This is a genomic window from Marinobacter sp. LM1 (genome assembly GCF_042763285.1).
In the GTDB taxonomy this organism is placed as follows: domain Bacteria; phylum Pseudomonadota; class Gammaproteobacteria; order Pseudomonadales; family Oleiphilaceae; genus Marinobacter; species Marinobacter nauticus.
The window spans coordinates 644,839-668,861 of record NZ_CP114373.1 but is presented as its reverse complement, the minus strand read 5'-3'; the positions used below and the strand labels follow the sequence as shown (position 1 = coordinate 668,861).

Sequence of the window (24,023 nt, the reverse complement as noted above, 5' to 3'; positions counted from 1 at the left end):
TCGCAATCGGTTTTTCATTCCGGGTCGTTTTCCTGATAATCTGGTTGCAATATGAAACCCAACAACAAGAATTCCGGGAGAGCCTGCATGGAAAACGGCGTCCACTACCGCACCTGTCACCTCTGCGAAGCCATGTGTGGCGTTGCCATTGAGGTCAACAACGGCAAAATCACCAGTATCAAGGGCGACGACCAGGACCCTCTGAGCCAGGGCCACATCTGTCCGAAAGCGGTCGCACTTCAGGATCTGCATGAAGACCGGGAGCGCCTGAAGAAGCCGATACGCAAAACTGCCCAGGGCTGGGAAAAGCTATCCTGGGAGGACGCCTTTGACCTGGTTGCCGAGAAGCTTCATGGAATTCGGAAAACCTACGGCCGAAACAGTATCGGGGTCTACCTGGGCAATCCCAATGTCCACAATCACGGCGCCCTGATGACCACCATGCCGTTTTTGCGGGCCATCGGCACCCAGAATCGCTTCTCTGCCACCTCCAACGACCAGCTACCGCACATGCTGGCCAGCCTGGAGATGTTTGGTCACCAGATTCTGTTTCCGATTCCGGACATCGACCATACCGATCTGTTTATCTGTATTGGCGGCAACCCGATGGCCTCAAACGGTAGTCTGATGACCGTACCGGACATCCGGGGCCGCCTGAAAGCACTGCGTCAACGGGGCGGGAAACTCGTGGTGATTGATCCCCGGCGCACTGAAACCGCCCGCCTGGCCGACGACTTCCATTTTATCCGGCCCGGCACCGATGCCTTCCTGCTGATGGCCATGGTACACACTCTGTTCGAAGAGAACCTAGTGGACCCTGGCGCGGCCGAGCGGCTGGTGAAAGACGTGGATCTTCTTCGCCTGGCCGCCCTGTCGTTCTCACCGGAAGCGGTAACCAGGCACACCGGCGTTGAGGCTGAGGCCATCCGGCAGCTGGCGCGACAGCTGGCCAAAACCCCACGGGCCGCCCTGTATACCCGAATGGGCACCAGCACTCAGGCGTTTGGCGGTACCACCACGTGGCTGGCGTACTGCCTGAATATCCTGACCGGCAAGCTGGATATACCCGGTGGCGTACTGTTTACCCAACCGGCGGTGGATCTGGTGGCACTCGGCGCCATGTCCGGGCAGCGCGGGCATTTCGGAAAGCGCCACAGCCGGGTTCGCGGTCTACCGGAATTTGCGGGAGAGTATCCGGCCAGCACCATGGCCGATGAAATGCTTACACCGGGCGAAGGTCAGGTCCGTGCCTTTGTGACCGTGGCCGGCAACCCTGTGCTATCAAGTCCTAACGGCCAGCGACTGGAGTCAGCCCTGGAGGGGCTGGATTTCATGGTGTCCGTGGATTACTACCTGAACGAAACCACCCGCCATGCCGATGTCATTCTGCCGCCCACGGCGGCCCTGGAGCGCAGTCACTATGATCTGATCTTCAGCCAGTTTGCCGTACGCAACGTAGCCAAGTACAGCGAAGCACTGTTTCCAGCAGCGGACGACGCCCGCCACGACTGGCAGATTCTGCTGGAGCTCGCACACCGTCTGGAGCAACAGCGCAAAGGCGGGCGCCTGCCCCTACGCTCGGAAATGGGCTGGAGGGCGTTCAAAAAACTGGGACCAGATCCGATTCTGGATCTGCTCTTGCGAACAGGCCCCTATGGTGCCGACGCCGGCCCGGTGCGCCCATTCGCCCAAACCGCCATCGAACTGGTGATGGACATTCTTCCGGAGCGTAACCCCCTCAAAGGCCTGGCCCGGCTGAGCCCACTCAACCGACGTTGGGATGAATTACCAAAAGGCCTATCACTTTCTGCTCTGAAAGCCGCACCGCATGGCATCGACCTCGGCCCCCTGCAACCGGCGTTACCGGAAAGGCTGTTCACCCGCGATGGTCTGATTCAGATGGCACCTCGCCGCTATCTCGCGGATGTGGAGCGCATGCAGGCTACCCTTGAATCTGCCCCCGCTGACGGCCTGCTGTTGATTGGCCGTCGCCATGTCCGCAGCAACAACTCGTGGATGCACAACAGCCAGCGTCTGGTCAAAGGCAAAGGCCGCTGCACCCTGCTTATCCACCCGGACGATGCCAGCAAACGAGCGTTGAACCCCGGAGATCATGCCGAGGTTTCGGTTCAGGGGCGAGACGTGGTGATCCCGGTGGAAATCACCGAAGACATTATGCCGGGTGTGGTGTCCATCCCCCACGGTTGGGGTCACCATCGATCAGGCACCGGCCAATCAGTGGCATCGTCCCACGCCGGGGTCAGCATCAACGATCTGTTGGATGATGCCCTGGTGGATCCGGTTTCGGGAACCTCGGTCTTGAACGGCCAGGCGGTTGATGTCAGAGTCTGGCAACCCGAACCTCAACAGAAACAGGCCTGATAGCGGCCTCTTGAACAAACAGGAGTGTAACCATGCCCAGAGGGCTGCAATTGGTCTTTATTGCCATCGGGCTGGTTATTATCGGTGTGTTACTGGTGTATATCTGGCGCCAATCTCGGCTGCTGTCCGAACAGCGGCTGCGCCAGAAGAAAACCGAGGAGTTTCAGGCCCGGCGCCGGGACGAAATGATTGAAAGTATCCGGATTATCGCCATGGCGGTAGAGGAAGACCAGGTTGAGTATTCCGAGGCCTGTCTGAGATTCAAGGGTCTGCTGGATTACCTGGCCCCGGAACTGCTGGAAAAACCACCCTTTCAGGTGTTCCAGACGGTGCACGACAAGATTCAGCACATGCCCACGCATCAGGCGAGGAAGAATACCGACTCTGCGACCATCCGGGAAATGGACAAAGAACGGTTTGCCGTGGAAAGGGAGCACTCCGATGAAATCCGTCAGGCTGCCACAGCAATCCGCCATCATCGCTTTGACTGACGCCCGTATTTTGTAACTTTTTGTTACCGATCGGACGCCCGCTTCAAAAATATGTCAAAGCAAATCAATAGCTTTTAGCCTCAAGGAAAGCTGACACCATGCTCATTTATGTAATCTGCATGCAGTCGCCTTTCCTTTTCCCGGAGCTTGTCTAAATTTAAAACAGGAGGCCGCTCCCACCACACTGGATCAGCCTCCCCGTTGTTTTCTCCTGACAAGTTTGGACGACTCTGCAACAAGCGGGTGAACTTGCCGGCCTCAATGGCCGGCCCTTTTTTATCCGCCCTGACTCATCATCCCGGCCATGGCCATAATGCTGTCTTTTCGGCGCACCAGCTCATCAAACTGTTCCTGAACCAGCTCCCTGTCCAGACCCAGCTCATCATAGACAGCCTGAGTTGCAGACTCACCCGCGCCCAAGGCAACACCCCGCTCGGTCAGCAACTGCCGCCCCAGCCACAAGAGACGGGCATATACATTGTGAGGCCCGTCATAGGCGGGATTCTTCTGGTAACGAATAGCCAGTGTCACTTCGTCCGGCATACCCCAGTTTTCCATCAACTGCGCCGCAATCTGCTCCCGGGTGATCCCCAGCAGGTAATGCTCGATGACACTGGAATCAATGTGCGGGCTCACCTCCAGCGAGCGGCAGACCAGCTTGAAATGCGGAGGGAACACCTGCGCCAGTACCAGATGCCCGAAGTTGTGGAGCAAACCGGCCAGATAGGCGAGACCAAACAGAGGTCGCTGCCCTCGAGGCATCATACTCGCGAGAATACCTGCAGACTGAGCCTGCCAGATGGCCTGCTGCCAGTAATCAACATAACCGTCCGGGTGATCCTGCGGGTGCTTCAGGGCACGCCCCAGTGCCAGGCCCATGGCCAGATTCATCACCAAATCAAAACCCAACACCCGGGATACTGCATCGTGGACGGAATGCACCCGCCCTGCAGCGGCGTAGAACGATGATGACGCCCAACTCACGACCTGGGCTGCCAGGCTCGGATCGCTCTCCACCACATCCACCAGGTCCCCCATTACCGCATTAGGGTTTACCCGCAGATGAATGATGCGCTGGGCAGTCTCAGGCAAGGGCGGCAGCTCCAGCGTATCCTCCAGTCGCTGCTGAATACGCAAGCCGGTGAACCTTTTGATGGCGGAATGCAGCTGGTCACGGTCGGCGGCGTGATTGTCAAGATTGACGGAGATATTTGCGATATCCACCGCAAAATCGTGTCGGGCGGCCTTTGCGGTCAACTGGCGGAAATCTTCGGCCGGCATCATCAGGCCCAGGTCCTGTTCCCCCAACTCCAGCGCAACCGCCTCGAGTTCGTCCACACGCCGGTCAACTACAGTCGGCCAACCGGTGAGTGATGGCAGCGCCGGCAACTCCTGAAGCCCGGCTTTCTGGCGGACCCGAACCTGCTCGCGCCGCTGCATCATTCTCAGATCCCGCCCCAGACGCTTGTTCAGGGCTTCCAGATCGAGCATATCGTTGCGACGGCAGATGGCCTGCAGATTACCTTGATCGTCACTGAGCAGTACCATTCGAAGCAAATGGCCGGTATCAATCTGGCTTACGCTCCGGAACGATACACCGGGGGCGTTATCACCAAGTGCCTGCTGTACCACAACAGGAAGTTCCATAGCATTCTCCGGACAAAGGTTATCAATCAGTTTTCATGCATTTTGCAGTCATTAACGCGACATTAACAGGCCAATATCGGCCACGAGCACAGGCGTTATGAAATTCATGACCAACACTATACGTCGCCATAACGAATTTTCTCACCCAGCCACCGTCTGATAAGTGCTGAGACTACCCGAGGCTCCCTCATCAGGCTCGGAGCCATGTCACGAATGGGTTCAATCCAACCCTTGTCGCGTTCAAAATCGGCCAGGCGAAACTGCATCAAGCCAGTCTGGCGAGTACCCAGCACTTCTCCAGGCCCCCGAATCTCAAGATCCTTTTCGGCGATAAAGAAGCCATCCTGACTGTCCCGCAGCGCCTGTAACCTGGCCTTGCCATTATTGGACAGGGGCGGGTGATACATCAGCACGCAGAAACTGGCTTGCTCACCGCGGCCAACCCGGCCCCGCAGCTGATGCAACTGCGCCAGCCCGAGCCGCTCCGGGTTCTCGATAATAATCAGAGAGGCATTGGGCACATCGACGCCGACCTCGATCACCGTGGTAGCTACCAGCAAGTCCAGTTCACCGTCTTTGAAACGCTCCATTACCGCGGCTTTTTCCTGGGCTTTCAGGCGGCCATGAACAAGGCCAATGGACAGGTCCGGCAACCTCTCAACCAACTCCTGGGCGGTCACTTCCGCCGCCTGGCACTGAAGCGCCTCGGATTCTTCAATCAGAGTGCATACCCAGTAGGCCTGCCGCCCTTCCCTGCAGGCCTGGCGTACCCGCTCAATGATGTCGTCCCGGCGGCTCTCCGGCAGCACAATCGTTTCAATGGGCTTACGCCCCGGCGGCAGCTCATCAATCACGGAGGTATCGAGGTCGGCATAGGCGCTCATGGCCAGGGTTCGCGGTATGGGCGTCGCCGTCATGATCAACTGGTGCGGCGCCAGCGTTCCTCCAACCCCTTTCTCTCTCAGGGCCAGCCGCTGATGCACGCCAAAACGGTGCTGTTCGTCGACAATCACCAGCGCCAGGCGCTGGAATACCACGTCATCCTGAAACAGGGCATGGGTACCAATGGCAATCTGAGCACGGCCCTCGGCGACCGCATTCAATGCTGAGTGCCGGGCCTTGCCTTTCACCTTCCCCGACAACCAGACCAGCTCCACATCCAATGGCTCCAGCCAATTACGGAAGTTCTGATAGTGCTGCTCCGCCAGAATTTCGGTAGGTGCCATCAAGGCTACCTGGGCGCCGGCTTCGATGGCTTGCAGGGCCGACAGAGCGGCGACCACGGTTTTTCCCGAGCCGACATCACCCTGAACCAGGCGAAGCATCGGCACCGGCTGGCTCAGATCCTGCCGGATATCGGCCATCACATGGCGCTGGGCACCGGTCAGACTAAACGGCAGTTGCTCCAGAAATCGCTCTGCCCGGTCTCCCGCTGGTAGCAGCGGCAAGGCCTCCCGGGCCTGTATCTGCTCCCGGACCTGCAACAGGCTAAGCTGATGCGCCAGCAACTCCTCCATCACCAGCCGCTGCTGAGCCGGGTGCTTTCCCTCTACCAGCAGATGCACCGGGGCGCCGGCCGGAGGCAAATGCACCAGGCGAACAGCCTCGGTTATGCCGGGCAACTGGTAGTCCGCCAGCAGTGCCGGGGGCAGCCAGTCCTTGATGGGGTAGCGATCCAGATAGCTCAGGGCCTGCTGACACAGCCCCCTGACCCGGGGCTGTTGAATGCCCTCGGTCAGCGGATACACCGGCGTGAGCGTCGCCTGTTCGGCCGACGGCATGGGAGGTGGATTGGTCTGGTACTCCGGATGGTAGAATTCGTAACCGGCCCGGCCCGGTCGCACTTCGCCGAAACAGCGTACTCGCGTGCCTTCAGCAAGCTGGTTTTTCTGGGCGGCATTGAAGTGAAAAAACCGCATCACCAGAAACCCGGTGTCATCCCGCAACGTCACCTGCAGGCTGCGCCGACGCCCCATCACCAGGTCGGCCTTCATGACCTCACCTTCCACAACGGCAATATCGCCGATACGCAGGCTGCCCATGGGCACTACGCGGGTGCGGTCTTCATAACGGTAGGGAAGATGGAACAGGAGATCCTGAATGGAGTGGATGCCCAGCCTGGCAAGTATTTCCGCCAGGGCGCTTCCTACGCCCTTGAGCTGGGTTACCGGGATGTCCTCCAGTGACGTCATACGGCCCTCAGGCGCTTTCAGCAACCGCCGGTGTGTCGGTTTTGGCTTTTTCAATCACCCGGCACTGGCTAGCCGCCAGTGACAGTACATCGATGGCTTTGGGCCGCGGGAAGGTTACACGCCAGGCCAGCGCCACGGTTCGGAAAGGCACCGGCGCCGCAAAAGGCCGCACCGCAAGGATATCTTCCTGGTATTTGATGGCAGTGGCGGCCGACAGCGGCAGTACCGTGATTCCCAGACCGGAGGCCACCATGTGCCGGATGGTTTCCAGCGAACTGCCCTCGGTCACCAGCTCCGGTCTGCCGTTATCCGCCCGTTTGGTGATGGCATCCACCAGGGGCGGACATGACTCCAGCACCTGATCCCGGAAACAGTGGCCGGGCCCGAGCAGCAACAATTGCTCTTTCGCCATCTCTTCGGCCGTCACCTGCTCTTTCTCTGTCAGCGGATGATCTGCTGGCAGCAGCACCACAAACGGCTCATCGTAAAGCGGCAGGGTTACTACTTCCGGCTCTTCAAACGGCAGGGCAATGATGATGGCATCCAACTCTGAGTGCCGCAGCTTCTGGCGCAGGCTGGCGGTGTAGTTCTCTTCTATGTACAGGGGCATGTCTGGCGCTGCTCTGCGCAGCTCCGGTAATAAATGCGGGAACAGGTAGGGTCCGATGGTGTAAATCGCGCCGACCTTCAATGGCGAATTGAGCTGATTCTTGCCGTCCTGCGCCATATCCTTGATCACGCCCACCTGGTCCAGAACCCGCTGGGCCTGCTCAATGATACGCTGGCCAACTTCGGTCACCCGAATACTGCTTTTGCTGCGCTCGAACAATGGGATACCGAGCTCATCCTCCAGCTTTTTAACCGCAACGCTAAGGGTCGGCTGGCTGACATGACAGCGCTCTGCGGCACGGCCAAAATGCCTTTCCCGGGCAAGTGTAACAACGTATCGTAACTCGGTGAGGGTCATGGTGAGCTCCGGTTGACGTACTCAGGTCGAAGTTTCACTTACTTTATCAGCCAAAGGATAAGGATTGAAATTGTCTATGGCAATGACTGATGACAAGCAAAAGGCACAAATTCTGGTGGCGGGCTGCGGCAAGCTCGGAGGTGACATTGCCACGGTTCTGCTGGGCGCCGGAGACGTATACGGGCTGCGCCGCAACCCGGATCGGGTTCCCCAGGGAGTGACCGGGATCGGGGCAGATCTGACCCACCCGGAATCCATGGCTGGCAAGCTTCCGGAACACCTGGACATCGTCGTCTATTGCCTGACGCCATCCAGCTACGACGAAGAGGGTTATCATCAAGCCTATGTCACTGGTCTCAAGAACCTGCTCAACGTCATCGGTGAGCAATCCCTCAAGCGGCTGATCTTCATCAGCAGCACCAGCGTCTTTGCGCAGAATGATGACAGCTGGGTCGATGAGAACAGCCCTGCCGATCCGGACCGGTTCACTGGTCAACAAATCCTCCAGGGCGAACGTACCGCCCTGAACAGCGGGCATCCAGCCACCGTTATTCGCTTCAGTGGCATTTATGGCCCCAGCCGTCAGCGTTTTCTTGAGGAAGTCCTGGAAGGCCGCATGAATCCCCAACCACCCGCACCTTTCAGCAATCGCATACACGAAGTGGATGCCGCCAACGCTGTGGCATGGCTTGCGCAAAAAGCCCTGAACGGTGAGGACCTGGAGCCACTGTACGTCGCCAGTGATTGCGAGCCGGTTCGGCTGGATGAGGTGGTTGATTGGGTGCGGACTCAGGTGCCGTGCAAAGCCCCGGTGGAAGGCGCCCGTAAAGGCGGGCGGGCCGGTAGCAAGCGCTGCAGTAATCGAAAACTGCTTCAGAGTGGCTTTGAATTCCGGTACCCCGACTATCGGGCGGGGTACCGGGAGATGATCAGCAAGCTCTGACGCTTAGCTGAGCACCATAACGGCTTCCATTTCCACCGGAACGCCTTTCGGCAGCGCGGCTACACCGACGGCGGCGCGTGCCGGATACGGCTCCTGGAAATAGGTGGCCATGATCTCGTTGACAGTGGCGAAGTTGGCCAGGTCCGTCATGTAGATATTCAGTTTGACGATGTCCTTCAGCTCGCCACCGGCCGCTTCACACACGGCTTTCAGGTTCTCGAACACCTGACGGGTCTTGGCGGCAAAGTCGCCCGCCACCACTTCCATGGTTTCCGGGTCCAGCGGAATCTGGCCAGACAGATACACGGTGTCCCCGGCTTTAACAGCCTGAGAGTAGGTACCAATCGCCTGAGGGGCGTTTTCGGTCTGGATAACAGATTTGTTGGTCATGACCTGCAATTTCCTCTTTTCCAAAACGCCAATCGTCACCTTTGGGCGTAGCCACTGTCAACCACGCAAAGGTCTCAGTGCCGAACCCGGCCGATATGGGTCACTGCACGAATATTCCGGACCCTGCGCATCACCCGCGCCAGATGCTTGCGGCCATTCACATGCACCACGAGGCTGACGATGCCGAAGCGCGCGTTCTGGTCTTCCACACTGATGCGCTCAATGTTTCCGTCTGCCATGGCAACGGCGTTCGCTACTTCGGCAATCACCCCGCGCTGGCGCTCCAGTTCAACCCGAAGCTCCACCGAGAATTCATCGGTAATGTCCTTGGCCCACTTCAGGTGGGTCAGCCGGGCACGGCCTTCATCGTCCTCCGGCAGGCGGGAACAGGTATCTGAATGAATCACCATACCGTTGCCGGAGTCCATCACACCAACCACCGGGTCCCCGGGAATGGGTTTGCAACAATTGGCAAAGCGCACCAAGAGCCCTTCGGTGCCGCGTATGGTGACGGCGCCCTGCTTGCTGTCCGGGGCATTTTCCAGGTTGGCCGGCGCGTCCATCACGTCATTGCCAGACACCAACTGACGGGCCACCAGATAGGCCATACGGTTACCCAGACCAATATCGCTGATCAGATCATCAAAGCTGTTGACCTGGTTGTGATTAACCACCGCCTGTTTCTGGGCATCGCTGATATCCGACAGTTTGGCACCAAAACCCTTGAGCGAACGTTTGAGCAGGGTGCGACCCAGCTCCATGGACTCGGTCCGCTTACGGGTTTTGAGCACATGCCGGATACTGCTTCGGGCTTTGCCGGTCACCACGAAGCTGAGCCAGGCAGGATTCGGGCGGGCGCCGGGCGCGGTGATGATTTCCACCGTCTGCCCGCTTTGCAGCGGTTGACTCAGAGATGCCAGATTGCGATTGATCCGACACGCCACAGAGGCATTGCCGATATCGGTATGGATTGCATAGGCGAAGTCCACCGGGGTGGCCCCGCTTGGCAGCTCCATGATCCGGCCCTTGGGCGTAAACACATAGATCTCGTCCGGGAACAGATCGACCTTGACGTGTTCAATGAACTCCATGGAATCATCCGCGCGTTCGCGCATTTCCATGAGCCCCTTCACCCACCGATCAACCCGGGATTGATTGATGGTGGTCACGCCGGAGGCTTCGTTTTTGTACATCCAGTGGGCAGCAATACCATTGTTGGCAATGTGCTCCATTTCCTCGGTCCGGATCTGGATCTCGATGTTCACGTGCATGCCGAACAAGGTGGTGTGAATGGACTGATAGCCATTCGACTTGGGCATGGCAATGTAATCCTTGAAACGCCCGGGCAGTGGCTTGTAGAGACTGTGTACGGCGCCAAGTATGCGATAACAGTTATCCTCGGTATCCGTAATGATCCTGAACGCATACACATCCATGATTTCATGGAAGGATTTCTGCTTGAACTTCATCTTGTTATAAATGGAGTTCAGGTGTTTCTCCCGCCCCAGAATGCGGCCCGGAAGCCCACGCTCCTCCAGCTTTTCCTGCAGCTTTCCCCGGATGTCTTCAATGATCTCCCGGTGGCTGCCACGAAGCTTCTCCACCGCCTTGGAAATGTACTTGGCGCGCATGGGATAGAGCGAGGAAAAGCCCAGATCTTCAAGCTCGGTACAGATGGAATGCATGCCCAGGCGATTGGCAATGGGCGCATAGATATCGAGGGTTTCAGTGGCGATACGCAGGCGCTTCTCGTACGGCATGGGGCCAAGGGTGCGCATGTTGTGCAGGCGATCCGCAAGCTTCACCAGAATCACCCGGATATCCTTGGCCATGGCCAGGGTCATCTTCTGGAAGTTTTCCGCCTGGGCCTCCGCCCGGGAGCGGAACTCAATCTGGGTCAGTTTGGAGACACCATCCACCAACTCGGCCACATCCTCTCCGAACTGTTCCGCCAGCGCATCTTTTGGAATGCCGGTATCTTCAATGACATCGTGAAGCATGGCTGCCATCAGGCTCTGATGGTCGAGCCGGAGGTCGGCAAGAATTCCGGCCACAGCCAGGGGGTGAGTAATATAACGGTCGCCGCTTTTACGCATCTGGCCTTCGTGGGCCTGCTCGGCGTAATAGTAAGCCCGTCGCACCTGATTGATGCGATTGGTATCGAGGTAGGAACTGAGCTCTCTGGCCAGTTCTTCTACCGTTGCCTCTGCTGCGACCACCGCGCCTCCATCGTTCTCAGTATACCGGGGACAAAAAAGCCCGAATGCGTGCATCCGGGCTTCCGTTGTCCTTCCTGGCAGGTTCTATAGTTACACTATAAAACTGCGGAGGCAGATTTCAATGCTTCTCAATTACCGGCACGTATTTTTACGCATCGCCGGCAACCGGACGAACTCAGTCGTCGTCTTCTTCCAGCAGAAGATCGCGGGTCACCTTGCCTTCTGCAATCTCACGCAGGGCAATAACGGTCGGCTTGTCATTCTCTTCCGCAACCATCGGCTCGGCACCCTTGGTGGCGATCTGGCGGGCGCGTTTGGTGGCCAGCATGACCAGCTGGAATCGGTTATCTACGTTTTCCAGACAATCTTCAACGGTAACTCGTGCCATTATCTTCCCCGAACAAAAAGAATCACTGATTTAGCAGACCGCGTAGTTTACTGGCCCCGGCTCAATTTGTATACAGTGAAAACCACCATCACCCGTGAGCGGACAAGTCCCGCAGCAACTCACCGTGGCGAACCTGCTGGGTGGCCATTTTCAGCCGCTCACTGCGGACAATGGCCAGCAGATCAGCTAATGCCACCGCAAAGTCATCGTTGACCACCAGGTAATCAAACTCGACCGCGTGCCGGCACTCTTCCTCCGCCTCCGACAGCCGCCGTTCGATGACTTCCGGCGCGTCAGTACCACGGCCAACAAGTCGCTGGCGCAGGATTTCAGCCGAGGGCGGCACAATGAAAATGCTCACACATTCCGGAATCAGCCGGCGCACCTGTTCCGCCCCCTGCCAGTCAATCTCCAGGATCACATCCTGCCCGGTAGCGAGAGTTTCCCGCACCCACACCTGGGAGGTGCCATAGTAGTTGCCGAAAACATCCGCATGCTCCAGGAAATCACCCCGGGCAATCATGGCCTCGAACTCATCCCGGCTGATGAAGTGATAGTTCACGCCATCCTGCTCTCCATCGCGCATCGGGCGAGTGGTGTGGGATACCGACACCCCCAACTGGGAATCCTGACGGAGTATTTCCGACACGAGGCTGGTCTTGCCCGCGCCGGAAGGAGCGGAAATCACAAACAGGGTACCCTGCCCACCGGCCTGCTTCATGGCTTGAAGACTCCTGAACAACAGTTTGCGGCCAACACGCATGGCCAGAAAGCGGCAAATTATACGGGGTTTGACTTATCTCCGCATCCCGGCCCGGGTTCAGCTGTTAGTATGACCGCAAACACCCACAGTAAACGGATACCGCCATGGAAAAACTCCTGATCATCATGGATCACCACCATAAAGACCAAACCGCCCTCGCCCGTGGCGTGGCACTGGCCCGGGCAACGGGCGCAGCGGTGGAGGTCGTGGCGTTTGTGCATGAATATCTGGATGCACTGCCGGGCGATCCGGAGGTACAACAACGGGCCCGACAGGCGCTCATGGAACATCGCCAGAAATGGCTGGAACAGATGCTGGCGCTGGCCGATTGCAATGATCTGAAGATCCATGCCCGAACGGTCTGGGAAAAGCACATTCACCTGTGGGTAATTGCCCAGTGCCAGAAAGAGAACGTTGGTGTCGTGGTAAAGACGGGCCATCGCTCAGAAACCTTCCTGTATACCCCAACCGACTGGCACCTGATTCGCGAGTGCCCGTCACCGGTGATGCTGGTGGCGGAGAACAAATGGAACAAGGCTCGGCCAATCCTGGCGGCGGTGGACCTGAGCTCCGACAAACCCGTGAAGAAAGCCCTGAACAATCGCATCATTGATCGCGCCTGGCATCTGGCGAAGGCTCTGGAAACAGAGCTGCACCTGGTGCACGCACTTCATACCTCGGTGGTTCTGGCCGACCTGGACATCATCGACCCTCTGGCCCACGCCAGAAAACGGGAAGCGGCCCTGAAACCGCAGATTGAACACCTGTGCAACACCTGGCACCTGATGCCGGAACAGGTCCACATCGAATCTGGCCCTGCTCAAAAGATCATTCCCAGTGTTGCCAACCGGATCAAGGCCGACATGGTCGTCGTCGGCACCACCGGTAAAACCGGCCTGGCCGCCCGTGTCATCGGCAACACGGCCGAAAAGGTGCTGACGCATTTGCGGACCGACCTGCTCGCCATCAAGCCGGCGGAGTAAACCGCACGAACGCCGGGGAGGCACCAACCACCCCGGCTTATACCTCACTCCAGATTCTGCACCTGTTCCCGCATCTGCTCGATCAACACCTTGAGATCCACCGCAATACGGGTAACCGCCGCATCGATGCTTTTGCTGCTGAGGGTGTTGGCTTCGCGGTTCAGCTCCTGCATCAGAAAATCCAGGCGCCGGCCGATAGCATCGTCGTTCTTCAAGGTGTCGGTAACCTCACTGATGTGGGCATCCAGCCGGTCCAGCTCCTCCGCCACATCACTTTTCTGGGCCAGCATGACCATTTCCTGGGCTACACGCTCCGGATCCAGCTCCACTTTCGCCTTCTCAAACCGGTCTTTCAGATTCCGCTCCTGGGCGGCCAGCAGTTGCGGCATTTTCTCACGCACCTCTGCCACCAGCTTACCCATGGTGGCCAGACGATCCTCGAACAACGGCCTCAGACGCTCGCCTTCCCGTTCGCGCACACTCGTCAACTCAGCCACGGTATCGGCAAACAGATCTGCCGCTGCCTCCTTCGCCGCGCTGTAGTCCTTTTCGGGCAAAGACATCACCCCCGGCCAGCGCAGAATATCGAGCGCATTGATGTGGGCCGGGTTATCCAGCATACGGTTGATATGATTGGCCGCCTCATTCACAGCCCGGGCCATCTCATCACTGATTTCAAAGCCCTGGACATCACTCTCGGCCGACTGCAGGCGCATGGAGATATCGACCTTGCCCCGCTTCAAGCCCTGCTTGCGCAATTCCTCCCGAAACCGGTTCTCAAGCTCACGAAAAGCCTCCGGCAATCGGAACGAAGGTTCCAGATAGCGGTGATTCACCGTACGAATCTCACAAGTAAGAGTACCCCAGTCACCCTGGGCGTCCTTGCGGGCAAAAGCAGTCATGCTGCGGATCATAGTGACTCCAGTGTTCGTCAAAGGAACATCGAGTTTAACAGGCAAACACCCGGAGCGGCGAACCCGACCAAAGGGGCACGCAGCCTCCCCCGCCGGGCGCTTGCTACGTGCTATACTCGTTGCCCTTTCAAAACGCCCGACCGGCACCAGCCGGACATTCATATTCAGAAACAGGACACACTATGCGACCAAGCGGCAGAACGCCTGAGCAACCCAGAGACGTCCGCATCACCCGGAACTACACGCGCCACGCCGAAGGCTCGGTATTGGTGGAATTCGGCGATACCAAGGTGATCTGTACTGCCTCTGTCGAGAACAAAGTACCACCGTTCCTGCGCGGCGAAGGCAAAGGCTGGATCACCGCCGAGTACGGCATGCTGCCCCGCTCCACCGGCAGCCGCATGGGCCGGGAAGCTGCCCGTGGAAAACAGGGTGGCCGCACCGTGGAAATCCAGCGCCTGATCGGCCGCAGCCTGCGCGCCGCAGTGGATCTCGAAGCGCTGGGCGAACACACCATCACCATCGACTGTGACGTGATCCAGGCCGACGGCGGCACCCGCACTGCTGCGATCACCGGTGGCTGCGTGGCCCTGGTAGACGCGCTGAATCACCTGGTAAAAGAGAAACGCCTGAAGAAATCACCTCTCAAACAGATGGTGGCTGCGGTCTCTGTCGGTGTCTACAAAGGCACCCCGGTGGCCGATCTGGACTACCCGGAAGACTCTGAAGCTGAAACTGACATGAACGTGATCATGACCGATCAGGGCGGTTTCATTGAAATTCAGGGTACTGCGGAAGGCGCATCGTTCGAGCAAACGGAGCTGGATGCCATGCTTGGCCTTGCAAGAAAAGCGATTAACCAGTTGTTTGAAATCCAGCAAGAAGCCCTGGAAGGCTAAATCAGAAGTCTGGGGCGGCGTTGCGGAAAGCCTCCCCCAGAATTTCGGAGGCCATGGATGGCCGGAGAGAAGCGCACATGGATGTGCTCGTAGCGGTTCTGGGGGAGGCTTTCCGCAACGGCGACCTCCCCCGGACACGCGACCGACTATCTCAAAGCTCAGAACCCGATTTCGATATCGTAATCCATGATCACAGGGGCATGATCAGAGAACCGGGTCTCGTCATCAATCCAGCCATCGCGAATGGTCTTGCGAATACCCGGCGTCAGCAGGTGATAATCCACCCGGATACCCGCTTTCTTACGGGAACCCTCAGTCTGCTCCGGCCACCAGGTGAACTGATTGCTCTGCTTGTTGATCTCGCGGAACGCATCAACACAGCCCATTTCATCAAACAAACGATCCAGCCATGCGCGCTCATGGGGCAGAAAACCTGAGAAATCAGTCTTATGATAAAGCGGGCTTGCGTCGGTTACATGGTGAGCGGTCTGCAGATTCGCGCATAGAATAAACTGACGACGTTTGCGCAGGGTTTTCTGCATATGGATGCCAAAGGCTTCCATGAACTCGTCTTTGTGATCGAGCACTGTCAGGTCGTCTTCACCGATCAGTTCTTCCTCGCGGCCGAGGGCGCAGGGCGCGAGCACGCAGGCAACGGAAACCTTGTCGAAGTCGGCCTGGATAAAGCGGCCTTCCCGGTCTGCCTGCTCATTGGCAAAGCCATACATAATGGCTTTCGGGAAATGACGGGTGTAGATGCCGACACCACCGTGCTCGTTCAGCTCACCATCGATGAAATAGGCCTCGTAGCCTTCCGGAATCAGGTTCCTGTCTTCAATTTCATAGGCGCGCATGCGGTGGTCCTGCACACAGACCACATCAGCGTCCTGTTCGGCAAGCCAGTCAAAAAAACCCTTTTCAACAGCCTGCTCAAGACCATTGACGCTGATTGATACTACCCGCATACGTGTTCCCTGATTCGGTTTGTGTGTATGATACCGTTTTTACGCTTTAATTAAAGATCAAACCCCGCCAGAAGCCTTGCCATGCATGACTATCAGCAAAAATTCATTGAGTTTGCCATCCAGCGGAATGTGCTGCGTTTTGGAGAATTCACACTCAAATCCGGGCGCACCAGCCCCTACTTCTTCAATGCCGGACTGTTCAACACCGGAAACGACCTGCTTGAACTAAGCAAGGCCTATGCCGCTGCGATAGCACGCAGCGGGCTGGATTATGACATCATTTTCGGGCCTGCCTATAAGGGCATTCCGTTGGCCACGGTAACCGCCATGGCACTTGCAACAGACGGTAACAGCAAACCTTTTGCCTTTAACCGCAAAGAAAAGAAAGATCATGGTGAAGGTGGCAATATTGTTGGCGCCCCACTACAAGGTAAAGTACTGATTGTTGACGACGTGATTACCGCAGGCACGGCCATCCGGGAATCTATCGACATCATCCGGGCCGCCGGAGCCGAGCCGGCCGGCGTGCTGATTGCCCTGGACCGACAGGAAAAGGGCAACGGTGAACTATCCGCCATCCAGGAAGTCGAGAAAGAGTTCGGCATCCCCGTTGTCAGCATCATTCGTCTTGAACAGGTACTGGACTACCTGAAGTCCAATCCGGAATTTGCCGGCCATGCGGAGAACGTGGCCAGCTACCGGGACCGCTACGGAGTCTGATGAATGCGTCACCATCTGACCGTTTCTCCTGTTGTTGCCGGCGTTGCGGCCTTCGGACTGCTGTTTGCGGCCGGCGCCCAGGCAACCATGTACCGTTACACGGATGAAAACGGACGGCTGGTTATCAGCAACACCATTCCCCAGGAAGCGACCAAACGTGGTTACGATATCCTGAGCAACAACGGCCGAGTGGTCGAAACCGTTGCCCCCGCCCCCACCGCGGAAGAAATCGCCGCCCGGGAAGCGGAGAAAGAGCGCCAGAAGCAACTGGAAATCCAGCAGGAGCAGGATCGTCTGCTCCTGAAACGCTTCAGCCATCCGGATCAGGCTGTGCGCGCCATGCATCGCAAGATCCGCGAACTGGAAGGCATTATCCAGCTGAAGCGCGGGAACATTTCAGTAATTTCCAGCCAGCTCGACAGCGAGCAGAGCCGCGCGGCGGATATGGAGCGCGCTGGCCGGGACATCCCGGAAACGACGCTGGAGAAAATCCGCAGGCTCGAAGCCCAGATTCGAGATATCGAGCGGGAGATTTCCGCTCAGCGGCAGGATATCGGCGAAATGAAAAAGGCCTACGAATCAGACATCAAGCGCCTGGAAGAAATCACCGGGGAGACACGAACACTCCCCCTGGAGCCGGAAGAAAACTAAGCTCCACTAATGACAAAGGGCGCTCAACCGAGCGCCCTTTGCGAATGACTCACCAACTCGCCGAATCAAGCAGTGGCGGCAGTGGTTTTCTTGGCCGCAGGCTTGCGGGCAGTGGTCTTGCGCGCAGCCGGCTTCTTGGCGGTTACGGACTTCTTGGCATCCTGAGCGGCTTCTGAAACATCATCGGCTGCTTCAGAAACGGCGTCCGCACCTTCGGCAGCTTCTTTTTCCAGCTTCGCAACCAGCTCAGCGGCGAAATTGCCAAAGCGGGAGTTCAGCGAACGCAGCTGCTCGAACAGGTTCTCGGAGTAGCCGTTGTAACGCTTGCGCAGGGTCTTTACGCTGTACTCGCGCGCTTCCGCCTCCAGCTTTTCTGCATAATCAAACGGCTTGGACGCCAGCTTCTTCTGCTGCTCTTCAGCCGCGTTGATGCCTTTCTCAACGATGTCTTGCAGCTGTTCCTGATAGGATTTCAGTTTACCCATGGTGGTTCTCCCTGTTTTCCGAGTCGTTTCGGCACCGCGTTTTGCAGAGCCTTTGGTAACTTTCACCTACCAAAGTACGGCCAAAAATTAGAATGTTCATACTAAACACAGATAGGGGTTTTTACCGATTATTCACTTGATCACAGAATACTCGCTGGCATAATCGCACACTGTTTTAACGAAGCCCGTCTCCCGGTTGTATTCAGGCTCCATACGAACGAATACCAGAGGGCGCGCCTGCAGCGCCCCGTATGCGAGTAGTTATGAAGAGAACGCTTTATCCCAGTCCGCTGTCACGAACCGCGGCCACACTCCTTTGCCTGTTTGCCATACTTCTGGCCGGCTGCCAGGAAGACACGCGAGCCAGTAAACTGGATTCAAAACGCGCTTCGGAGATGGCAGACAGCCGCCTGAAACAGGCGCAGGGCGACCTGCTTGCCACGCTCGGCCAAAGCCAGCCGGACGATCAGGAAACGCCACAGCCACCTGGCGCCGACATCCCGAAGACCCTGGTATGGAACCCACCGCTCACCCGTGAAGACGGCTCAGCACTGACACCTGGTCAGATTGCCGGTTACCGCATCTATTACCGACTGAAACATCAGGAGAGCTTCAGCGTCATTCCGCTGAACGATGGCAGCAAAACCCGATACACCCTGTCGGAGATGCAGCCCGGCGCCTACGAGTTCTCAATCACAACCATTGATGTGGATGGCCTGGAAAGCAGGCGATCAGACCCGGTTGAGGTCAACCTGATCTGACCGGAAGGACGGGTTACCAGCGGAAGATCACCCAACTGGGCACGAGCAGGTCGGACTCGGTATCCTGAACCCAGCCACCGCCGTCGGCCGGCACCAGGTAGTATTCCGGGCCAATGTCAGGCACCACTTTGATCTCCATCAGCTGGCCATTCACCCGATACTCATAAAACACTTCTTTCTCGCCGGGGCGAATAACAATCTCCGCACCACCCTCCGGCGGCTGGTAATCGGAAATAACCACAGGTTCCTGAGGGGTAACCACCGGGGTGGCATCCAGAGCCCCTTCATCCTGGGCCAGCAACGGCGCAGAGAAGCAGCCCCACAGCAGGGCGGAACAGGCGATTCGTTTCATTTTCGTGGTACCCTTTGGTTCATCTTTCTGGCTAGAGTTGCACAAGCCAATCCACGCTTCAATCAGAATCCGGACCTGTTTTGATATGACTGAACAAACCAACCCTCCCGTGGTTCTGGTGGACGGATCGTCTTACCTGTTCCGTGCCTACCATGCCCTGCCGCCACTGACCACCAGCAAGAATCACCCGACTGGCGCCATCAAAGGCGTAATCAGCATGTTGCGGCGGATTGAACAGGACTTTCCGGGCTCAAAAACCGTGGTGGTATTTGATGCCAAGGGCAAGACTTTCCGGCACGACATGTATGAGGAATACAAAGCCAATCGCCCCCCCATGCCGGATGATCTGGCGGTACAGATTGAGCCCATTCACGAGATTGTCAGGGCGATGGGCTTACCGCTGTTGATCGTGCCCGGCGTCGAGGCCGACGATGTCATCGGCACCCTGGCCCATGAAGCCACCAGCAAGGGCATCGATGTGGTCGTGTCTACCGGCGACAAGGACATGGCCCAACTGGTCAGCGACCACGTGACCCTCATCAACACCATGACCGAAACCGCCATGGACCGGGACGGGGTCGTTGAAAAGTTTGGTGTTACCCCGGAGCAGATCATCGATTACCTCGCCCTGGTGGGTGACAAAGTCGATAACATTCCCGGTGTAAACAAATGCGGCCCGAAAACCGCCGTCAAATGGCTGCAGAGCTACGACAACCTCGACAACCTCATTGAACATGCCGACGAAATCAAGGGCAAGATCGGCGAATACCTCAGGGAAGCAACCGACACCCTGCCCCTGAGCCGGGAGCTGGCCACCATCCGGACCGATGTGGAACTCGAATTCGGGCTGGAAGATCTTCAGGAACGCCAGCAGGACGACGCCAGTCTGTTGGAGCTCTTCAAAGAGTACGAATTCCGCACCTGGATCGCGGAACTGGAAAACGGCTCCTCATCAGACGACGGCTCCCAGAATAGCCAGCCACAGCCGAAACCTTCGGTGGAGAAGCAATATCAAGTCATTACCGAGCAGGCGGACCTGGACGAGTGGCTGAAAAAACTCAAAGATTCCGATCTGTTCGCCTTCGACACCGAAACCACCAGCCTCCGCTACATGGATGCCGAAATTGTCGGCGTGTCGTTTGCCGTCGAGCCGGGAAAGGCCGCTTACGTGCCACTGGGCCACGACTACATGGGCGCCCCGGAACAACTGGACCGTGACTCGGTACTGGAACAGCTGAAGCCGCTGCTCGAAGACCCGAAACACAAAAAGGTCGGGCAGAACCTCAAGTACGACAAAAATGTGCTGGCCAACCATGACATACAGCTGGAGGGCATCGCCGAGGACACCATGGTGGAGTCCTACGTGCTGAATTCGGTCGGCACCCGCCACGACATGGACAGCCTGGCCCGAACCTATCTTGATGAAGAAACCATCACCTACGAATCGATTGCTGGCAAAGGTGCCAAGCAACTGACCTTCAACCAGATCGATCTGGAAAGAGCGGGGCCCTACGCCGCCGAAGACGCTGACATCACTCTGCGCCTGCACCAGACTCTTGCCCCGAAGCTGAAAAACACCGGCAAACTGGAATCTGTCTACCGGGAAATCGACCTGCCGCTGGTCCCTGTGCTGTCCCGGATGGAACAGCGGGGCACTCTGATCAGTGCCAGCACGCTGCGCCAGCACAGCCAGGAACTTGCCGAGCGCATGGCTGAACTGGAGAAGGAAGCGCACGAGGTTGCCGGCGAAGCTTTCAACCTGGGCTCCACCAAACAATTGCAGGCCATCCTTTACGACAAACTTGGCCTGCGGGTCATCAAAAAGACACCCAAGGGCGCCCCGTCTACGGCCGAGCCGGTTCTGCAGGAGCTGGCCCACGAGCACGAACTGCCCCGGCTGATTGTCGAGCACCGCAGTTTAAGCAAGCTGAAGTCCACTTACACTGACACCCTTCCCGAGCTTATCCACCACCGCACCGGGCGAGTGCACACTTCCTATCATCAGGCAGTGACAGCGACAGGACGTTTGTCTTCATCGGAACCCAACCTGCAGAACATTCCGATTCGGACCCAGGAAGGCCGACGCATACGCCAGGCATTTATTGCCCCGAAAGGCTACAAGCTGCTGGCCGCCGACTACTCCCAGATTGAGCTTCGCATCATGGCCCACCTGTCTGGCGACAAAGGGTTACTGACTGCGTTCGAGCACGGCGAAGACATTCACAAGGCCACCGCAGCCGAAGTCTTCGGCGTGGCGGTGGATGAGGTAACCGGCGCCCAGCGCCGAAGTGCCAAGGCGATCAACTTCGGGCTGATCTACGGGATGTCGGCATTCGGACTCTCGCGCCAGCTGGAAGTGGACCGGAAAACCGCTCAGGAGTACATCGACCGGTATTTCGAGCGTTACCCCGGCGTACTCAAATACATGGACAACATCCGCAAACAGGCCCATGACGACGGCTACGTGGAAACGCTCTACGGCCGCCGCCTGTACCTGCCAGAGATCAACGCACGTAACAAGCAGCTGCAGCAGGCCGCCGAGCGCACCGCCATCAATGCGCCCATGCAGGGCACGGCCGCCGATATCATCAAGCGGGCCATGATCGAGGTAGACAACTGGCTACGCAGAGAACACGCGAACGATGCCTGCATGACCATGCAGGTCCACGACGAACTGATCATCGAAGTTCGCGAAGAGGCCGTAGACAAAGTCAAAGAAGGCCTGGTCAAGCGCATGTCCGCCGCCGCCAGCCTGGATGTGCCACTGCTGGTGGAAGCCGGTGTGGGTGACAACTGGGACCAGGCTCACTAAAAGCCCCGCAACTTCGGATAACGCCCTGTTTCTGAACAACATCCCGCTTCCGGGCACAGGAACAGGGCAGACTCTCCGCCCACACCCTCGCAGACACCAGCAAAGACGGCCATCGGCACTGAGGCACGAATTCTGCATTGTCCTCCGATGTCTCGGGGCCCTTCGCCCCATGCAGTGACACCAATGCGAGGTCCAAGCGATGAATTCCGCAACCAGCGAACGCAACTGGCTGTTCGACCCCAGTCTTCTGAAACTCGTGCATCAGTGCCGCCGGCTTATCCAGTCTGAATTCGGCGTAAAACTGCACCTTAACGAAGATGGCCTGGAGCAACACCTGGCCGAGTACGCCCGTAAAACCCGTTCAAAGCATCTGGTTCATACCTGGGAAGCGCTTAAACAGAGAGTACCGGAGCTGAATACCGCCAATATCGAAGAGGAAATTGCGCCACGGATGTACCGCGGACAACCCATAGCGGAGGAAGGTGCCAAAAAAGCTACAGAGGAACTGTCGGAACCTGACTGCCCCCGGCAGAAAAAGGTGATCTACCGGGGCCAGGTGGTGGGCTGATTCCGGAAGGAATCAGCCTCAGAGGGCTATTCGAGAATCAGAAGGCTTTGCTGACTTCGAATGCGGCGCTCCAGGCGCTGAGTTCATATTCAGCCTGGTAGTTTGCATTTGAGATCGGCTGGCCCGTCGGATCAGCGTGACTGTACTCACGATCATCAACCTTGGCGTCGTCGGCAAAGATCAGCGTGCCTACCGCCACATCAACCGTCCAGCCACTTTGCACGTCCTTCCACTGAGTACCCAAGGTGAGCCAATGGCGATCTTCAGAGGGAATACGAGCGGTAACATACTGGTCGACCGGTGATTCATCAAAGGCATAGCCAGCTTTGAGAGCCCACTCGGGCGTAGCCTGCCAAATACCACCCACGTTGAACTGCCACGTGTTCTTCCACTCTTCGGTGATGTGGGTGATGGGCATATCACCTACTCGACCAATCTCAGCCGAAACCTCACCCGATTGCCCCTCACGACTGTTGATGTCGAGTTCTTCGAATCGACTCCAACGGGCATAAGTAGCACCCGCCAAAAGGGTAACATTATCAGTCAATCGATGGCGCAAGCCCAGCGTGGCGCTTTCAGGAATCGCGAGAGGTACCGTAACGTTTTCGGTCAGGGTCTGCGGTGCCAAACCAAAGGGAGACTGAGCACTCGGAGCCGGATAGCCCTCAAGCTCAATTTCGCCTTCAAGCTCGAACTCGGTGCCTGTTTGAGCAGTCAAACCGATTTGAGTCTGCTCAGACAGCTCGTACAAAAAACCAACCCGGAAATTGATTGCAACATCATCGCCCTCAATATCCGCATACGGAGCTCCAAATGCTTGCTCATACTGCGTTGCAAGCCCGTTGGCTTGAGCTGGTGGCAACCCCCGTTGAACCAACCCACCTCGAATATCCTGGAACTTACTGAGTCGGCCCTCGGCGTACATGATGTTCAGCGTTGCCCCCATTGAAAGGCCTTTGCCGTTATTAATGGCAATAGAGGGCGTAAAGGCAATCGCCGTCAGCTCGGTCTTGTCGGCAAAGTAACGGCCCACAAAGTCATTGTCGTAGTCTGCCGCCAGACCGTATGGCGCATGGATGCCGAAGCCTACATCGATGGAATCGTTGATTTCGTGGGTCAGATAGAAATTCGGCAGAACCGCAGGATCAGCAATATCACCACCGCGGGATCCCTCTACGTCACCGCCGAGCTGGTTAACCGCTTTCGCACCACTTTTCGCCTCAGCATCAATATCCAACACCGCCGCACCAAACGAAATATTGGTGCCGGAAAGCTGGCTCATACCGGCCGGGTTGAACAGAACCGTGGTGGCATTCTCAGGGTTGGCGGCAGCGCCGGCATTGGCCACGCCCATCTGGCTGGCGCTCTGCTCGTTCAGGGAAAAACCGCCGGCCAGAACACTGGCTGGTGCTGCTACGGCTGCCAGCGTCGCCAAACGGATCGCTTTTACGAGTGCGTTGGTATTTTTGTGCATGGTGTCTCCTTTTTTAGAATCGCGCGGAGTATACGCAGCACATGGCAACTGCCTCAA

General features: G+C 57.6%; 22 protein-coding genes. 10 read left to right on the top strand and 12 right to left on the bottom strand.

The window, feature by feature from the left end:
• The first annotated feature begins 87 nt into the window (after window positions 1-87).
• Complete coding sequence (locus OZ656_RS03060; protein ID WP_278350750.1) at window positions 88-2,382, top strand: molybdopterin-dependent oxidoreductase; 2,295 nt, start codon at window positions 88-90, stop codon at window positions 2,380-2,382.
• Window positions 2,383-2,414: 32 nt separating this feature from the next.
• Window positions 2,415-2,873 carry a DUF2489 domain-containing protein gene (locus OZ656_RS03055; RefSeq protein ID WP_011784175.1) on the top strand — a complete coding sequence of 153 codons (459 nt, stop codon included), beginning with the start codon at window positions 2,415-2,417 and terminating at the stop codon, window positions 2,871-2,873.
• Window positions 2,874-3,149: 276 nt separating this feature from the next.
• Here OZ656_RS03055 and OZ656_RS03050 read toward each other — a convergent pair whose 3' ends face one another.
• From OZ656_RS03050 to OZ656_RS03040, 3 genes are all read right to left on the bottom strand, one after another.
• On the bottom strand, window positions 3,150-4,520 hold the full coding sequence (locus tag OZ656_RS03050) for an aminoacyl-tRNA deacylase and HDOD domain-containing protein (protein WP_199453085.1): 1,371 nt from the start codon (window positions 4,518-4,520) through the stop codon (window positions 3,150-3,152).
• 116 nt (window positions 4,521-4,636) lie between these two features.
• Window positions 4,637-6,712: an ATP-dependent DNA helicase RecG gene (gene recG, locus OZ656_RS03045; protein WP_199453083.1), complete on the bottom strand. Its 2,076-nt coding sequence runs from the start codon at window positions 6,710-6,712 to the stop codon at window positions 4,637-4,639.
• Window positions 6,713-6,719: 7 nt separating this feature from the next.
• Window positions 6,720-7,679, bottom strand: a complete 960-nt coding sequence (locus tag OZ656_RS03040) for a hydrogen peroxide-inducible genes activator (RefSeq protein ID WP_011784172.1) — start codon at window positions 7,677-7,679, stop codon at window positions 6,720-6,722.
• A 76-nt stretch (window positions 7,680-7,755) separates the two neighbouring features.
• On the opposite strand from OZ656_RS03040, the gene OZ656_RS03035 reads away from it, so the two are divergent.
• Window positions 7,756-8,622: an NAD-dependent epimerase/dehydratase family protein gene (locus tag OZ656_RS03035; protein WP_199453082.1), complete on the top strand. Its 867-nt coding sequence runs from the start codon at window positions 7,756-7,758 to the stop codon at window positions 8,620-8,622.
• 3 nt (window positions 8,623-8,625) lie between these two features.
• Here the strand turns inward: OZ656_RS03035 and OZ656_RS03030 are convergent, their stop codons facing one another.
• The 4 genes from OZ656_RS03030 to gmk form a co-directional block, all read right to left on the bottom strand.
• Window positions 8,626-9,012 carry a RidA family protein gene (locus OZ656_RS03030; protein WP_011784170.1) on the bottom strand — a complete coding sequence of 129 codons (387 nt, stop codon included), beginning with the start codon at window positions 9,010-9,012 and terminating at the stop codon, window positions 8,626-8,628.
• Window positions 9,013-9,086: 74 nt separating this feature from the next.
• Window positions 9,087-11,285: a bifunctional (p)ppGpp synthetase/guanosine-3',5'-bis(diphosphate) 3'-pyrophosphohydrolase gene (locus tag OZ656_RS03025; RefSeq protein ID WP_014420405.1), complete on the bottom strand. Its 2,199-nt coding sequence runs from the start codon at window positions 11,283-11,285 to the stop codon at window positions 9,087-9,089.
• Window positions 11,286-11,406: 121 nt separating this feature from the next.
• Window positions 11,407-11,619, bottom strand: a complete 213-nt coding sequence (gene rpoZ, locus OZ656_RS03020; protein WP_011784168.1) for a DNA-directed RNA polymerase subunit omega — start codon at window positions 11,617-11,619, stop codon at window positions 11,407-11,409.
• A gap of 88 nt (window positions 11,620-11,707) precedes the next feature.
• Window positions 11,708-12,340 (bottom strand): guanylate kinase, encoded by a 633-nt coding sequence (gene gmk / locus OZ656_RS03015; RefSeq protein WP_199453080.1) that lies wholly within the window; start codon window positions 12,338-12,340, stop codon window positions 11,708-11,710.
• 146 nt (window positions 12,341-12,486) lie between these two features.
• Here gmk and OZ656_RS03010 point away from each other — a divergent pair, with 146 nt between their 5' ends.
• The gene (locus OZ656_RS03010) at window positions 12,487-13,365 is read left to right on the top strand and encodes a universal stress protein (RefSeq protein WP_199453078.1); all 879 of its coding nucleotides are present in this window, start codon (window positions 12,487-12,489) and stop codon (window positions 13,363-13,365) included.
• Between the two features lie 44 nt (window positions 13,366-13,409).
• Here OZ656_RS03010 and OZ656_RS03005 read toward each other — a convergent pair whose 3' ends face one another.
• Entirely contained in the window at window positions 13,410-14,279 is an 870-nt protein-coding gene (locus OZ656_RS03005; protein WP_014420402.1) for a YicC/YloC family endoribonuclease, read from the bottom strand.
• Window positions 14,280-14,461: 182 nt separating this feature from the next.
• Here OZ656_RS03005 and rph point away from each other — a divergent pair, with 182 nt between their 5' ends.
• Window positions 14,462-15,178: a ribonuclease PH gene (rph, locus tag OZ656_RS03000; RefSeq protein WP_278350751.1), complete on the top strand. Its 717-nt coding sequence runs from the start codon at window positions 14,462-14,464 to the stop codon at window positions 15,176-15,178.
• Between the two features lie 158 nt (window positions 15,179-15,336).
• Here the strand turns inward: rph and OZ656_RS02995 are convergent, their stop codons facing one another.
• Window positions 15,337-16,143, bottom strand: a complete 807-nt coding sequence (locus tag OZ656_RS02995) for an exodeoxyribonuclease III (protein ID WP_226609999.1) — start codon at window positions 16,141-16,143, stop codon at window positions 15,337-15,339.
• Between the two features lie 81 nt (window positions 16,144-16,224).
• Between OZ656_RS02995 and pyrE the strand changes: the two genes are divergently transcribed.
• Together pyrE and OZ656_RS02985 are read left to right on the top strand one after the other, a co-directional pair.
• Complete coding sequence (gene pyrE / locus OZ656_RS02990; RefSeq protein WP_011784091.1) at window positions 16,225-16,863, top strand: orotate phosphoribosyltransferase; 639 nt, start codon at window positions 16,225-16,227, stop codon at window positions 16,861-16,863.
• A 3-nt stretch (window positions 16,864-16,866) separates the two neighbouring features.
• Entirely contained in the window at window positions 16,867-17,514 is a 648-nt protein-coding gene (locus OZ656_RS02985; protein ID WP_023008361.1) for a DUF4124 domain-containing protein, read from the top strand.
• 65 nt (window positions 17,515-17,579) lie between these two features.
• Here OZ656_RS02985 and OZ656_RS02980 read toward each other — a convergent pair whose 3' ends face one another.
• Window positions 17,580-17,999 (bottom strand): hypothetical protein, encoded by a 420-nt coding sequence (locus OZ656_RS02980; RefSeq protein WP_011784089.1) that lies wholly within the window; start codon window positions 17,997-17,999, stop codon window positions 17,580-17,582.
• 263 nt (window positions 18,000-18,262) lie between these two features.
• Here OZ656_RS02980 and OZ656_RS02975 point away from each other — a divergent pair, with 263 nt between their 5' ends.
• Window positions 18,263-18,760, top strand: a complete 498-nt coding sequence (locus OZ656_RS02975; protein ID WP_226538210.1) for a fibronectin type III domain-containing protein — start codon at window positions 18,263-18,265, stop codon at window positions 18,758-18,760.
• Window positions 18,761-18,773: 13 nt separating this feature from the next.
• Here OZ656_RS02975 and OZ656_RS02970 read toward each other — a convergent pair whose 3' ends face one another.
• Window positions 18,774-19,112 carry a DUF2782 domain-containing protein gene (locus OZ656_RS02970; protein WP_278350752.1) on the bottom strand — a complete coding sequence of 113 codons (339 nt, stop codon included), beginning with the start codon at window positions 19,110-19,112 and terminating at the stop codon, window positions 18,774-18,776.
• A gap of 85 nt (window positions 19,113-19,197) precedes the next feature.
• Here OZ656_RS02970 and polA point away from each other — a divergent pair, with 85 nt between their 5' ends.
• Together polA and OZ656_RS02960 are read left to right on the top strand one after the other, a co-directional pair.
• Window positions 19,198-21,924: a DNA polymerase I gene (gene polA, locus OZ656_RS02965; protein ID WP_278350753.1), complete on the top strand. Its 2,727-nt coding sequence runs from the start codon at window positions 19,198-19,200 to the stop codon at window positions 21,922-21,924.
• Window positions 21,925-22,123: 199 nt separating this feature from the next.
• On the top strand, window positions 22,124-22,492 hold the full coding sequence (locus OZ656_RS02960; protein WP_278350754.1) for a hypothetical protein: 369 nt from the start codon (window positions 22,124-22,126) through the stop codon (window positions 22,490-22,492).
• A 37-nt stretch (window positions 22,493-22,529) separates the two neighbouring features.
• Here the strand turns inward: OZ656_RS02960 and OZ656_RS02955 are convergent, their stop codons facing one another.
• Window positions 22,530-23,966 carry an OmpP1/FadL family transporter gene (locus OZ656_RS02955; protein WP_023011731.1) on the bottom strand — a complete coding sequence of 479 codons (1,437 nt, stop codon included), beginning with the start codon at window positions 23,964-23,966 and terminating at the stop codon, window positions 22,530-22,532.
• Window positions 23,967-24,023 lie beyond the last annotated feature (57 nt).

What these genes read in the sequence shown, in the direction of transcription:
- OZ656_RS03060 (WP_278350750.1), top strand. Translation starts at nt 88, where the DNA reads ATGGAAAACGGCGTCCACTACCGCACCTGTCACCTCTGCGAAGCCATG.
- OZ656_RS03055 (WP_011784175.1), top strand. Translation starts at nt 2,415, where the DNA reads ATGCCCAGAGGGCTGCAATTGGTCTTTATTGCCATCGGGCTGGTTATT.
- OZ656_RS03050 (WP_199453085.1), bottom strand. Translation starts at nt 4,520, where the DNA reads ATGGAACTTCCTGTTGTGGTACAGCAGGCACTTGGTGATAACGCCCCC.
- recG (WP_199453083.1), bottom strand. Translation starts at nt 6,712, where the DNA reads ATGACGTCACTGGAGGACATCCCGGTAACCCAGCTCAAGGGCGTAGGA.
- OZ656_RS03040 (WP_011784172.1), bottom strand. Translation starts at nt 7,679, where the DNA reads ATGACCCTCACCGAGTTACGATACGTTGTTACACTTGCCCGGGAAAGG.
- OZ656_RS03035 (WP_199453082.1), top strand. Translation starts at nt 7,756, where the DNA reads ATGGCAATGACTGATGACAAGCAAAAGGCACAAATTCTGGTGGCGGGC.
- OZ656_RS03030 (WP_011784170.1), bottom strand. Translation starts at nt 9,012, where the DNA reads ATGACCAACAAATCTGTTATCCAGACCGAAAACGCCCCTCAGGCGATT.
- OZ656_RS03025 (WP_014420405.1), bottom strand. Translation starts at nt 11,285, where the DNA reads ATGCACGCATTCGGGCTTTTTTGTCCCCGGTATACTGAGAACGATGGA.
- rpoZ (WP_011784168.1), bottom strand. Translation starts at nt 11,619, where the DNA reads ATGGCACGAGTTACCGTTGAAGATTGTCTGGAAAACGTAGATAACCGA.
- gmk (WP_199453080.1), bottom strand. Translation starts at nt 12,340, where the DNA reads ATGAAGCAGGCCGGTGGGCAGGGTACCCTGTTTGTGATTTCCGCTCCT.
- OZ656_RS03010 (WP_199453078.1), top strand. Translation starts at nt 12,487, where the DNA reads ATGGAAAAACTCCTGATCATCATGGATCACCACCATAAAGACCAAACC.
- OZ656_RS03005 (WP_014420402.1), bottom strand. Translation starts at nt 14,279, where the DNA reads ATGATCCGCAGCATGACTGCTTTTGCCCGCAAGGACGCCCAGGGTGAC.
- rph (WP_278350751.1), top strand. Translation starts at nt 14,462, where the DNA reads ATGCGACCAAGCGGCAGAACGCCTGAGCAACCCAGAGACGTCCGCATC.
- OZ656_RS02995 (WP_226609999.1), bottom strand. Translation starts at nt 16,143, where the DNA reads ATGCGGGTAGTATCAATCAGCGTCAATGGTCTTGAGCAGGCTGTTGAA.
- pyrE (WP_011784091.1), top strand. Translation starts at nt 16,225, where the DNA reads ATGCATGACTATCAGCAAAAATTCATTGAGTTTGCCATCCAGCGGAAT.
- OZ656_RS02985 (WP_023008361.1), top strand. Translation starts at nt 16,867, where the DNA reads ATGCGTCACCATCTGACCGTTTCTCCTGTTGTTGCCGGCGTTGCGGCC.
- OZ656_RS02980 (WP_011784089.1), bottom strand. Translation starts at nt 17,999, where the DNA reads ATGGGTAAACTGAAATCCTATCAGGAACAGCTGCAAGACATCGTTGAG.
- OZ656_RS02975 (WP_226538210.1), top strand. Translation starts at nt 18,263, where the DNA reads ATGAAGAGAACGCTTTATCCCAGTCCGCTGTCACGAACCGCGGCCACA.
- OZ656_RS02970 (WP_278350752.1), bottom strand. Translation starts at nt 19,112, where the DNA reads ATGAAACGAATCGCCTGTTCCGCCCTGCTGTGGGGCTGCTTCTCTGCG.
- polA (WP_278350753.1), top strand. Translation starts at nt 19,198, where the DNA reads ATGACTGAACAAACCAACCCTCCCGTGGTTCTGGTGGACGGATCGTCT.
- OZ656_RS02960 (WP_278350754.1), top strand. Translation starts at nt 22,124, where the DNA reads ATGAATTCCGCAACCAGCGAACGCAACTGGCTGTTCGACCCCAGTCTT.
- OZ656_RS02955 (WP_023011731.1), bottom strand. Translation starts at nt 23,966, where the DNA reads ATGCACAAAAATACCAACGCACTCGTAAAAGCGATCCGTTTGGCGACG.